The 12487-nt window shown below is 31.3% G+C and carries 10 protein-coding genes; 5 read left to right on the top strand and 5 right to left on the bottom strand.

The genetic code is table 11. The annotated features are described in order from the left end of the window. Positions 1–123: 123 nt before the first annotated feature. On the top strand, positions 124–2538 hold the full coding sequence (locus tag P0R33_RS20660) for an alpha-ketoacid dehydrogenase subunit alpha/beta (RefSeq protein ID WP_276173047.1): 2415 nt from the start codon (positions 124–126) through the stop codon (positions 2536–2538). Between the two features lie 56 nt (positions 2539–2594). Here P0R33_RS20660 and P0R33_RS20655 read toward each other — a convergent pair whose 3' ends face one another. From P0R33_RS20655 to P0R33_RS20640, 4 genes are all read right to left on the bottom strand, one after another. Next, positions 2595–3074 (bottom strand): hypothetical protein, encoded by a 480-nt coding sequence (locus tag P0R33_RS20655; protein ID WP_276173046.1) that lies wholly within the window; start codon positions 3072–3074, stop codon positions 2595–2597. Between the two features lie 47 nt (positions 3075–3121). Next, on the bottom strand, positions 3122–3856 hold the full coding sequence (gene kdsB, locus P0R33_RS20650; RefSeq protein ID WP_276173045.1) for a 3-deoxy-manno-octulosonate cytidylyltransferase: 735 nt from the start codon (positions 3854–3856) through the stop codon (positions 3122–3124). Positions 3857–4000: 144 nt separating this feature from the next. Further along, positions 4001–4831 carry a 4,5-DOPA dioxygenase extradiol gene (ygiD, locus tag P0R33_RS20645; protein WP_276173044.1) on the bottom strand — a complete coding sequence of 277 codons (831 nt, stop codon included), beginning with the start codon at positions 4829–4831 and terminating at the stop codon, positions 4001–4003. 96 nt (positions 4832–4927) lie between these two features. Beyond that, positions 4928–6337, bottom strand: a complete 1410-nt coding sequence (locus P0R33_RS20640; protein ID WP_276173043.1) for an AAA family ATPase — start codon at positions 6335–6337, stop codon at positions 4928–4930. Between the two features lie 316 nt (positions 6338–6653). Between P0R33_RS20640 and P0R33_RS20635 the strand changes: the two genes are divergently transcribed. Together P0R33_RS20635 and P0R33_RS20630 are read left to right on the top strand one after the other, a co-directional pair. After that, a complete protein-coding gene (locus P0R33_RS20635; protein WP_276173042.1) occupies positions 6654–7475 on the top strand; it encodes a DUF3822 family protein in 822 nt (273 codons plus the stop codon). After that, positions 7472–8077, top strand: a complete 606-nt coding sequence (locus tag P0R33_RS20630) for an RsmD family RNA methyltransferase (protein WP_276173040.1) — start codon at positions 7472–7474, stop codon at positions 8075–8077. The genes P0R33_RS20635 and P0R33_RS20630 overlap by 4 nt, the downstream gene beginning before the upstream one ends. 80 nt (positions 8078–8157) lie before the next feature. On the opposite strand, the gene P0R33_RS20625 is transcribed toward P0R33_RS20630, so the two are convergent. Continuing rightward, a complete protein-coding gene (locus P0R33_RS20625) occupies positions 8158–10275 on the bottom strand; it encodes a TonB-dependent receptor (RefSeq protein WP_276173039.1) in 2118 nt (705 codons plus the stop codon). Positions 10276–10412: 137 nt separating this feature from the next. On the opposite strand from P0R33_RS20625, the gene P0R33_RS20620 reads away from it, so the two are divergent. After that, complete coding sequence (locus P0R33_RS20620) at positions 10413–11771, top strand: HAMP domain-containing sensor histidine kinase (RefSeq protein ID WP_276173038.1); 1359 nt, start codon at positions 10413–10415, stop codon at positions 11769–11771. A gap of 10 nt (positions 11772–11781) precedes the next feature. Further along, positions 11782–12471 carry a response regulator transcription factor gene (locus tag P0R33_RS20615; protein ID WP_276173037.1) on the top strand — a complete coding sequence of 230 codons (690 nt, stop codon included), beginning with the start codon at positions 11782–11784 and terminating at the stop codon, positions 12469–12471. The last annotated feature ends 16 nt before the right edge of the window (positions 12472–12487 follow it).

Raw genomic sequence — 12487 nt, 5'->3', positions numbered from 1 at the left:
AAATAAAATACGTAGTTTTTTGATTTTGAATACAAATAATTAAATTATATTTAGTTCAAAGAATTATGATTATTGATTGTTTTTAAGTAATTTCGCGACATAATAACATGACCCTACAAGATTATGATAAAAGAAAAAAACAATACTACACTGACATTTGAAGATTTCAAAACTGAGGTATTGAATGACTATAGAATAGCTGTAACTAGCCGTGAATGTAGTCTTTTAGGTCGAAAAGAGGTATTAACAGGAAAAGCTAAGTTTGGAATTTTCGGTGACGGAAAAGAAGTTCCGCAACTGGCAATGGCAAAAGCTTTTAAAAACGGTGATTTCCGTTCTGGATACTATCGCGATCAAACTTTTATGATGGCTATTGGCGAATTAGATTCAAGACAATTTTTTGCTGGTTTATATGGTCATACCGATTTAGCTTTCGATCCAATGTCAGCGGGTAGACAAATGGGCGGACACTTTGTTACGCACAGTTTAAACGAAGATGGTTCTTGGAAAGACTTAACAAAACAAAGAAACTCAAGTTCAGATATATCTCCAACTGCGGGACAAATGCCAAGATTATTAGGATTGGCTCAAGCTTCTAAAATTTATAGAAACGTTGACGGAATTACAATAAAAGATAAATTTTCTGTAAATGGAAATGAAGTTGCTTGGGGAACTATCGGTAATGCAAGTACTTCTGAAGGTTTATTTTTTGAAACGATAAACGCGGCTGGAGTTTTACAAGTGCCAATGGTAATGAGTGTTTGGGATGATGAATACGGAATTTCTGTTCACGCTAAACACCAAACTACAAAAGAAAATATTTCTGAAATATTAAAAGGATATCAGCGCGATGAAGATTCTAAAGGTTATGAAATCTTTAGAGTAAAAGGTTGGGATTATGCCGAATTAGTTTCGACTTATGAAAGAGCCGGAGCAATTGCACGTGAAGAACATATTCCGGTTTTAATTCACGTAAACGAATTAACACAGCCGCAAGGTCACTCTACTTCTGGTTCTCACGAACGTTACAAAAGTGCAGAAAGACTGGCTTGGGAAAAAGATTTCGATTGTATTCGCCAAATGCGTCTTTGGATGATTGCCATTAATATTGCTTCTCCAGAAGAATTGGCAGAACTTGATTTTCAATTGAAAAAAGAGGTTTTAGAAGCTAAAAAAGATGCATGGAATGCTTTCATAAATCCGATTATTGAGGAACAAAAAAATCTTTTAGCTTTATTAGAACAAATTGCCAAAGCGAGCATTAATCATAAAGATAGAATCAAAAAATTAATTTCTGAATTGGCAGCGATTAAAGCGCCTTTAAAAAAGGAATTATTGGTTTACTCAAGAAAGATTCTTCGTTTTATTGAAGTTCCAAACAGTAAAGTTCTTTTATCAAACTGGATTACCAATTTCATAGCCGAAACTCAAGAAAAATTCAGCAGTAATCTACATTCAGAATCAAATGAAAATGTATTTTCTGTAGAAAAAGTGCTTCCTAAATATGCTGAAAATGCAAAACCAGATTTAGATGGAAGAATGATTCTTCGCGATAACTTTGATGCATTATTTGCAAAATACCCAGAAACTTTAATTTTCGGTGAAGATGTTGGAAACATTGGAGACGTAAATCAAGGTTTGGAAGGAATGCAGGAAAAATACGGAGAACTTCGTGTTGCCGATGTCGGAATTCGTGAAGCAACTATTATCGGTCAAGGTATCGGAATGGCTTTGAGAGGTTTACGTCCGATTGCAGAAATTCAATATTTAGATTATTTATTGTACGCAATTCAGATCATGAGTGATGATTTAGCGACATTACAATATAGAACGGTTGGAAAACAAAAAGCACCATTAATCATCAGAACCCGTGGACACCGTTTAGAAGGTATCTGGCATTCTGGTTCTCCAATGGGAATGATTATCAATGCGATTCGCGGAATTCATGTTTTGGTTCCGAGAGATATGACGCAAGCTGCTGGTTTTTATAACACCTTGTTAGAATGTGACGAACCTGCTTTAGTTATCGAATGTTTGAATGGATATCGCTTAAAAGAAAAAACGCCTTTAAATTTTGGTGAATTTAAAACGCCAATAGGAGTTGTAGAAACTTTAAGAGAAGGTGCAGATATTACTTTAGTTTCTTACGGATCGACTTTAAGATTGGTTCAGCAAGCAGCTAATGAATTGGCAGAAAAAGGAATTGACTGTGAAGTTATTGATGTTCAATCTTTGCTTCCATTTGATATTAATAAAGACATTGTAAAAAGTATTGCCAAAACAAATCGTCTTTTAGTAATTGATGAAGATGTTCCTGGCGGAGCTTCTGCATTTATTTTACAACAGATTTTAGAAGAACAAGATGCTTACAAATATTTAGACAGCAAACCTCAGACTTTAGCAGCAAAAGCACACCGACCTGCCTACGGAACTGATGGCGATTATTTCTCTAAACCTTCAGCAGAAGATATTTACGAGAAAATCTACGAAATGATGAATGAAGTTAATCCTTCTAAATATCCTGCTTTATACCAGTAATTTAGAATGTTTTCGATATTAAAAAAAGCTCCAAAATTTTGGAGCTTTTTTGTTTTTTATTCTTCTAATATCCTTTTAACTACTTTATAATTAAGTATATCCTTGAAAAAAGTAAAAGGAGCTCTGCCAGCAGGTAAAGTATTTATCAATATTTTTTCTCTTGAAACTTTAATTATTGTGACTTTTTGTCCCCAAGAAAATGAAGAAGCATTTGTATGAAATTCTAAAATTCCATCGCCATTACCGCTTAAAATCCAATTATTTTTTTGCAATAACTTTCCGATTTCGTCTGTAGAATAATCTTTTACTAAAACCAAAGCTTTAAATCGACGCTCGATCTCAATTCTTAAAATAAAAAAAATCAATATTACAAATCCCCACGATATAAGAAATGGCCCATCTTTTTCATAATTAGCTATACCAGCATAAATCAAAAACAGAGGCATAAACAACACGAAATAATTACTTATGTAATCAAAATAGCTAATTGGCCATTTCATTTTTTGAATCACATAATCTTTTGTTTTTTTATTCATTATCGAATTAGTTGAAATCTGTATCCCAATTGTTACTTAAAAAAGAATCAAATATCTCTAAGCATAGATTTAGCTCGCTCTAAATCTTCAACAGTATCAATTCCAATTCCAACATGCGTTGTTTCGATCATTTTAATGCGTTTTCCAAACTCTAAATAACGTAACTGTTCCAGTTTCTCAGAAGCTTCTAAAGTCCTCATAGGAAGGCTATAAAAGTCTAATAAAGCTTGTTTTCTAAAAGCATAAATTCCGATGTGCTGAAAATATCTTACTCCAACATTTTTTTCTCTAGCATAGGGAATTACCGATCTCGAAAAATACAATGCAAACTGCGATTGATCTACCACCACTTTTACATTGTTCGGATTATTGATTTCGTCTTCATTTGTAATTTCACGCATTAGCGAAGCCAAATCAACTTTTTTATCAGGATCGTTTTTAAAAACAGATAAAACTTGTGCCAAAGGTTCGGCTTCTGTAAAAGGTTCGTCGCCTTGAACATTTACTACAATATCAACATCTAGATCTGCAATGGCTTCGGCGATTCTATCGCTTCCAGATTCGTGTTCTTTGATGCTCATTATCGCTTTTCCTCCATTAGAAACGATTTCATCAAAAATCAAATCTGAATCGGTTACTACAAAAACATCATCAAATAAATTTGTAGAAACTGCCGCTTCGTAAGTTCTTAAAATTACTGTTTTTCCTCCTAGATCCTGCATTAATTTTGCAGGAAAACGTGTTGAAGCATATCTTGCCGGAATTACCGCTATTATTTTCATTTTTTTTGTCATTGTGAGGAACGAAGCAATCTCATCCTCATTATTAATTTATTCTTTTGTGAATTTCTGTGTAAAACTTTGTGAATCTCTATGAAAGCTATATCTCAAAAATGCACAAAGGTTTCACAAAGATTCGCAAAGTTTTTACATTATTTTTACTGAGGTCATACTCAAAGAACCAGCCAATAATTTATCATTAAAAAGTTCAATTTCATCTGTTTTATCTTTTAAGCCTAAGATATATAACAACGGAAGATAATGTTCTGGAGTTGGAACAGCCAATTGAATCGCTTTATTCATTTTTTCAAAATCTATCAAAGGCTGGAAATTTCCATCTAATAAATAATTATTTACCGTTTCACGTGCTTCTATTGCCCAATCGTAACCGTAATTATCTTTATCGAAATTTCTAAAATCAACCATTCTAAGATTATGAACAATATTTCCGCTTCCGATAATTAAAACGCCTTTATAACGAAGCGCTTGCAGTTTTTGAGCCAATTCAAAATGATATTGTCCCGATTTCGTATAGTCAATACTCAGCTGAATTACCGGAACATCTGCATTTGGATATAAGTGTTTAATAACACTCCACGCACCGTGATCTAGTCCCCAATGCTCGTCTAATTCGACCATAACAGGATCTAAAAGTTTTTGAGTTTCAACAGCCAATTCAGGACTTCCTTTTGCTGGATATTGCACATCAAAAAGCGCCTGCGGAAAACCTCCAAAATCATGAATAGTTCTTGGCATTTCCATAGAAGTCACTTTTGTTCCTTTTGTAAACCAATGCGCCGAAACACACAAAATAGCGTTCGGTTGTGGCAGAGTTTTAGCCAAATTTCGAAAACCAGCCACAAACTGATTTTCTTCAATTGCATTCATAGGACTTCCGTGTCCTAAAAATAGAACTGGCATTTTATCAGTATTCGAAAACGTAGACGAAATCGAATGTAAATCGTTTAGTGTTGTCATTGTAAAACTATTTTTTCGCCACGAATTTCACTAATTCCACTAATTTATTGAAGCTCAAAAATAATTCGTGCAAATTAGTGTAATTCGTGGCAACTTTTATTCCTCAAAACTCTCGTCTTTAAATCCTATCAAATATAACTTATTTTTAGCACGCGTCATAGCGGTGTAAAGCCATCTAATATAGTCGCGATCAATTCCGTCTGGTAAATAAGGCTGTTCCACAAAAACCGTATTCCATTGTCCTCCTTGCGATTTATGGCACGTAATCGCGTATGAGAATTTAACCTGAAGTCCGTTAAAATATTCGTTTTCTTTTACTTTTTGAAATCTCTTATATTTAGTCGGTTCGTCTTCATAATCTTTCATCACTTCTTCGTACAAACGATTTGATTCTTCGTATGTTAAAGATGGAGATTCGCTTTTTAAAGTATCTAGAATCAAAACGGTTTCAAAAGGTTTCTGATCCGGATAATCGACCATTCTAATTTTCACTTTCGCAAATGTAAATCCGTATAATTCTCTAATTCCGAACAATTCCAAAACTTCAATAATATCTCCGTTGGCAATAAATCCTGCTTCGTCGGTTTCTTTTAGCCAGAAATAATTATTCTTTACAACCATTAAAAAATCACCAACCGAAAGTTCACTTTCTTTAAATAAAATTCGGCTTCTAATCTGTTCATTATATTGATTCGCCCTTTTGTTAGAACGAACAATAAATGCAGTGTCTTCAATACTATAATTGCTATAAGCCATATTTATAGCATCTTGAATATCGTAACCGTCTGTTAATCGGACAATATCTTTAAATTTCTTTACATTAAATCTAAACTCTGTAATAAAACTTTCTTTCAATAATTCACGCAATTCTGTGGCGTTATACAAAATTCCAGAACTTTCTTCCTGACGCATTACTTCGTCGAGTTCGATATGTTCAATTTCTTTGCTATAATGAAAACCTAAAGTATCAATATCTAAAGCCGGACTCACATCTAAATTAACTGGCGGAAGCTGAGCCGTATCTCCTAAAAGAATCATTTTACAATTCTGACCAGAATAAACATAATTAATCAAATCGTCTAGAAGCGAACCGCTGTCTAAAGTGCTGTCTGAAATCATAGAAGCTTCATCGACTATAAAAATGGTGTTTTTATGCTTATTGACTTGTTTGGTAAAAGCCACTCCTCCACCCGAAGATTTCTTGGGAAAATAGATTTTTTTATGAATGGTAAAAGCTGGATTATTTGAATAATTAGCAATCACTTTTGCCGCGCGTCCCGTTGGTGCAAGCAAAACGTATTTCTTATTAATATCGCCCAAATTATTTACGATTGTAGAGATTACAGTCGTCTTTCCTGTTCCAGCATATCCTTTTAAAACGAAAATAGTATCGTTTTGAGGTTCGGTTAAAAAAATGGCAATTTTCTGAAAAAAAATATCCTGTTTGAGAGTTGGTACAAATGGAAATCGTTTTTGTAAAATACCGTAAAAAAGTGCAGAATTCATAAGGAGAAATTGAAATACAAAGTTCGCTTATTTAAATGGCAATAACAAAATTCAATTTTAATGGTAAAATCAAATTCAATAGGAAAATTAGAAATAATATCTAAAACTTAAATCTAATCATATTCTTAAATAACTGATAATAAACAAAATGATAATATTCTGCTAACTTTTGTGTAATATTAAATTTTGAAATTGCATATTAATTAAGTCTTTTTCATTGAGATTGAAATTGACATTGTTATTTTTTTTATTTGTAAGTTTGTGGTCGCTTAAATTCTTTCTTGATTTAAAACAGGTAACGAATTGTAAATCAACTATGTCATTACAAAATACTAACATTACTTCTAAAAATTACAAAAAACTTTCGATTCAGGTTTCACTGACGGGATTTTCATATTGCTGTTTTGACACTTTAAATAATGTCATTACTTCATTTAAAGAAATTCAATTTGATAATTCAAATAAAACATCAAAAATTGAAGATTTATTTGCGAATGCCTTTAAGAATAATCCTGAATTAAAAGATGTTTATGATGAAGTAATGGTTATTCATACCAATAATCTTTCGACTTTTGTTCCAACGGCTTTGTTTGATGAAAATTATTTGGGAAGTTATCTGCAATACACCACAAAAGTTTTCGAAACCGATTTTTTTACTTTTGATCAAATATCTAATTATCAGATGAATTCGGTTTATATTCCATATGTGAATATCAACAATTTCCTGATTGACAATGTTGGTTCTTTTGATTACAAACATGCCAATAGCATTTTGGTCGAAAAAATCTTGGACAATTCTCGCAATGATGATGATAAAAAAATGATTGTGAATTTTAATCCAGAAAATTTCGAAATTATTGTTGTGCAAAATCAGAAGTTATTGCTATTCAATTCTTTTGAATACAACACTCCAGAAGATTTTATCTACTATATTTTATTTACCGCCGAACAATTAAGCATGAATCCAGAGAGTTTCAAACTAGAATTGTTAGGAACAATTAAAGAAAATGATCCTTTTTATGCTATTGCATACAAATATGTTCGCCATATTTCTTTTATGGATGTAACCAAATTGCAAGAGAAAAATAGCTTTTCTACAGCTGAAAATCAAAAACATTATATCTTATTTCAATCATGAGAATCATTTCAGGAAAATACAAAGGACGTCGCATTAATCCGCCAAAAAATCTACCTGTAAGACCAACTACTGATATGAGTAAAGAAGCATTATTTAATGTTTTGAACAATCATTTCAATTTTGACAGCTTAAAGGTTCTGGATTTATTTTCGGGAACTGGAAATATAAGTTTTGAATTTGCTTCACGCGGAAGCGCTCCAATAACTTCAGTTGATGGAGATTTTGGATGCGTAAAATTCATCAAACAAGTTTCATCAGAATTTGATTTTGATATCGCGGCAACTAAAAGTGATGTTTTTAAGTTTTTAGACAATACTAAAACTTCTTACGATATTATTTTTGCCGATCCGCCGTACGGATTGGATCAGACGACTTTCGAAAAAATCGTTCTAACTGTTTTTGAAAGAGATTTATTGGAAGAAGACGGAATGATGATTATCGAACATTCTAAATATACCAAACTCGATCATATGAGTAATTTTTCTTTTCAGAAAAGTTACGGCGGTTCATTTTTTAGTTTTTTCGAACTAAATTCAACCGATGATGATGAAGAATTACCACACGATATTTCTAAAAAAGAATCTGAAGAAGACGAAGGTTAGTTAATTCAATTTTCAAATTTTTCAAATTTTTCAAATTTTTCAAATTCCAGCATTAAATTGAAATTTGGAATTTTTGCTTTTTATTTAATTCTGTTTTCATTCTCATTAACGTTTTTTTCTTTAAACTCACTTTCCTTAATTTTTCCAAAAGAATAACGAAGCGTGATAGAAACTTCATTTGCATCAACTAAATATCTTGCTCTCGAGCTTATATTATTGATTGTAAATCGTTCCGTATAAATTGTGTTTTTAAAAATGTCATTATAATTTACAGTGCAAGTCCAGTTTTTACCGAATTTTTTCACCAAAGACGCATCAAAAATAAGTTTTGCATTTCGTTCAAAAACGCCTTCTTTTTGCTTTGTTGCGCCCCAAAACGAAAGTACAAACGTAAAATCTTTTGGCAACTTAAATGTATTATTGGAATAATAATACAAATAGGTTTTGGAAGAATTAAATACTGCCGAATCATCTTCAATTTTGTTTGTTGCAAAAATTAAAGAATTCATATTTGTCCAGAATTTATAAGTGAAAGGCAAAGTAAATTCAATATTATAACCCGATTCTTTTTGGAAATTTTTGTCTGTAAAAGTCAATATGTTATTCTGATTATCAAACACAAAATCTTGATAAGTAGGATTTTTGTTTTGATACAAAGTCAGTTTTACAGATTTATCATGATATTGAAAAGTAGTCGAAATTACATCTATAAAAGTCGGCCCTAAATTGATATTGCTTCCATAAACAAAATACGGATTTATATAAGTCGCAATCATGCTCAACGAAGAATAATTGGGCCTGGAAATACTTTTAGAATAATCAAAGCTCAAACTTTTAGTACTGTCAATTGTAAAAGATAATTGTGCTTTCGGAAAAAGATTGGTATAATTTTTATCAATTAAAGCAGAACTTTCCGTCTCATATTTTCCAACAACATTGGTATTTTCGATTCTAAGTCCGACTGAAAAATCTACTTTTTTAATTTTTCCTGAAAGCTGTGTGTAAGCCGCTAGATTTGCTTCTTTAAAATCATAGTTAAAAGAATTATTTTCATTTTTATCGTAATCAAAAACATCGTAATCAGATTTGGATTTAGCAGAAGAATAAAGTCCGCCATATTCCCAATTCCATTCATTTTTAAACTTTTTTTCTAAATCTATTCGACCAGAAAAAACATCAACATTAAATTTCTGATCCCGATTTTGAGACAATTCCAATTCGGTATCATTGTAATTATTCTGCACTAAACTCCATAAATGCTGATTAAAATTGGAACCTTGAAATCCAAGAAACAACTTAGTATCAATAGCTTTTATTTTTTTCGAATAATTTACAAATGAGTTGATAAAATTCTTTGAACTTGAATTGTCACTAAACGTAAAAACATGATTTTCTACATCTTGATTCTGATTAAAAGTAAAAGTATTAATATCGAAAACATCATTTTGCATTTTCCCATTTACATTAACCGAAAAATAATCTTCTTCATTTATTTTATAAAATAAACCTCCGCCAAAAATATATTGTTTTCGATGTGTCGTTGCCGAAACATCGTAATCTGAGACAATTTCAGCCTGCGGAATCTGATATGCAATGCTGTGATTTTCCCACGGATTTAATTTATTGAAATTAAAATTGGCTTTCCATTCCAGTTTATTCTTTTTAAAGCTCGAATTAAAACCTAGATAATTATTGTAATTCTTTTTAAAAGAAGCAGTTTCAGAAATATCTGTTTTAAAACCCTCTTTTTTACTTAATTTTCTCGTAATCAAAATCACGGCGCGTCCTTCGGCTTCATACTTTGACGATGGATTCTGAATAATTTCAATTGTTTTAATATCTGAAACCGATAGAGCATTCAAATCGTTCATTCCCACTTTTTGATTATCAATATAAATAAGCGGATTTCCTTTGCCTACAACCGAAATACTCTCGCGATCTGCACTTAATTGCACGTTTGGAAGCTTAGAAAGCAAATCAACAGGATTTGGAATTGAATTGTAAACAGAATTAGCAATATCTACTTTTATGTTTCCGTTTGAGTTTGTAAAAGTCTTTTTTTCTTGGGCAATAACGACTTCTTTCAATTGTTCATTTGAAATCGAATCTTTTGGCTTTTCATTTTGTGCATTGGCAACAAATGAAAGACAGAAAAGTAAAAGTGCTACTAGAAGTTTTAATGGCAAATAGATATTCATTTTATAGTCTTTTGGTTTATGGCCTTGCAAAAATGCTTTGAAAAACCTATTGCGAAAGTTAATTGAAGGTTAATGCGGAGTTAACGAGCTTTTTATGCTGTAAAAGCACTATTTTTGATGAAGATTTAAAATCTGTTATGAAACAAAGAATCAATTTATTAATAATATTTTCGGTTGTCGCTCTTATTGTGCTGACGACTGTGCAATGTTATTTGGTAAAAACAGCTTACGATTACAAAGTAGCCGAGTTTCATACGCAGATTAAAAACGAAATTGGAAAAATTTCAAACAATTACAGCGATATTGATTCTGCAATTGTTTCAAGAAAAGAAGCGCTTTACAAAAGTCTTTCGGAAAATTATATTAAAGGAAAGAAAACCAAATTGGATGTAAAAAGCGGTGTTCTTCAAGCGCAATATCAAAATGCTATTACACAAAAAATAAAGCGCAAGTTTGAGAGAGATTTACCCAATTTTAAGATTGATTTTGCTATTGTTTTGAATAAATTTATTCTTTACAAAAGCACACAAAAAGCAGACACCATTTTCTCTGAAAAACCTTTTATTGAAAATAAATTATTTGGAAATCTTATTTCGCTAAATCATGCTTTTTTAGTTAGAAGTTATGTCGGAACAACCAATGGAACTTTTGAAAATCAGGATTATAAATTACTGACTGAAGATTCTATGTACGTTTCGGTGGTAGATTGGGAAATGATTATTTTAGGAAGAATGACTTTTATTCTGATTCTGTCTTTATTATCAATTCTGACATTAATAACACTTTTTGTAATTGCGCTTAAAGCTTTAATCAAACAAAAAAAAGTAAGCGATGTTAAGACCGATTTTATCAATAATATTACACACGAACTTAAAACTCCGTTGGCGACTTTAGGAATTTCGACTAAGATTTTAGAGCAAAAAAATATTCGTGACAATGATGAAAATTTCAATTCGATTGTAAATACTATTTCGCGCCAGAATAATCGTTTACAGAATTTGATTGATCAGGTTATGGCCAATTCTTTGGCAGAAAATGAAATTGAATTGCGAAAAGAAAAGATCGAAACCGAAGATTTTCTGCTTTCGATTGTAAATGATTTTAAAATTACTTTTCCGAAAATCAATCTTAAAACCGATTTTCAAACTGAGAAAACAATTTTGGTTTTAGACCGATTTCATTTAACAACAGCTTTTTTAAATGTTTTGGAAAATGCCGTAAAATATGGTTCAAGCACAATTACCATTAAAACAAAAATAATTGAAAATCAATTCTCAATTACTTTTGAAGATGATGGAATTGGGATTGCAAAAAACAAACAATCTTTTCTTTTCGAGAAATTTTATCGTGTAGAACAAGGAAACTTACATAATACAAAAGGCTTAGGTTTGGGCTTATATTATGTTGACCAAATTGTAAAAGCGCATCAGGGTTCTATTAACGTGATTAGCGATTTAGGAAAAGGATCCCAGTTTACTATTTTATTAAAAGTCTAATTACTTTATTTTGAAAAAATTACTTTTAGCCGAAGACGATTTTGATTTTGCTGCCATTTTAAAACAATATTTAGAACTGCATCAATTTGAGGTTACTTGGGCAGAAAATGGCGAAATCGCTTTAAACTATTTTGAAAACCAAACTTTTGATATTTGCATTTTTGATGTAATGATGCCAAAATTGGACGGATTTTCTTTGGCAGAAAAAATCATCACAATCAATCCAGAAGTTCCTTTTATTTTTCTAACTGCAAGAAAGTTAAAAGAAGATAAATTAATTGGATTAAAATTAGGTGCAGACGATTACATTGCTAAACCTTTTGAAGTTGACGAACTTGTTCTTAGATTACAAAATATTCTAAAAAGAATTGAGCAAAAAAGAACTTTAGAAGGAAATAATATAATCGAAATTGGTTCGTATATTTTTGATAATGAACGTCTGACTCTAAATAACAAAAACCACGTTCAGCAGCTTACAGAAAGAGAAGCGTCTCTTATTGAGTATTTATATCTAAATCATAATCAGTTATTAAAAAGAGATCAGATTTTGATGTCTGTCTGGAAAAAAGATGATTATTTTACAGGAAGAAGTATGGATGTTTTTATCAGCAGACTTAGAAAATACTTTAATTCTGATCCTAAAATCAAGATTGAAAGTGTTCGAAATATTGGCTTAGAATTTAAAATAGAAAAACCTTGATTCGTCAAGGTTTTTC

This window comes from Flavobacterium sp. YJ01, from assembly GCF_029320955.1.
GTDB lineage: Bacteria > Bacteroidota > Bacteroidia > Flavobacteriales > Flavobacteriaceae > Flavobacterium.
The sequence above is the reverse complement of the archived record's forward strand: the minus strand, read 5'-3'. Positions and strand labels throughout refer to the sequence as shown.

Bases quoted from the DNA above. Each gene is read 5' to 3' on its own strand.
- P0R33_RS20655 (WP_276173046.1), bottom strand. From the start codon at position 3,074: ATGAATAAAAAAACAAAAGATTATGTGATTCAAAAAATGAAATGGCCA.
- P0R33_RS20625 (WP_276173039.1), bottom strand. From the start codon at position 10,275: ATGAATATCTATTTGCCATTAAAACTTCTAGTAGCACTTTTACTTTTC.
- P0R33_RS20635 (WP_276173042.1), top strand. From the start codon at position 6,654: ATGTCATTACAAAATACTAACATTACTTCTAAAAATTACAAAAAACTT.
- P0R33_RS20640 (WP_276173043.1), bottom strand. From the start codon at position 6,337: ATGAATTCTGCACTTTTTTACGGTATTTTACAAAAACGATTTCCATTT.
- ygiD (WP_276173044.1), bottom strand. From the start codon at position 4,831: ATGACAACACTAAACGATTTACATTCGATTTCGTCTACGTTTTCGAAT.
- P0R33_RS20620 (WP_276173038.1), top strand. From the start codon at position 10,413: ATGAAACAAAGAATCAATTTATTAATAATATTTTCGGTTGTCGCTCTT.
- P0R33_RS20660 (WP_276173047.1), top strand. From the start codon at position 124: ATGATAAAAGAAAAAAACAATACTACACTGACATTTGAAGATTTCAAA.
- kdsB (WP_276173045.1), bottom strand. From the start codon at position 3,856: ATGAAAATAATAGCGGTAATTCCGGCAAGATATGCTTCAACACGTTTT.
- P0R33_RS20630 (WP_276173040.1), top strand. From the start codon at position 7,472: ATGAGAATCATTTCAGGAAAATACAAAGGACGTCGCATTAATCCGCCA.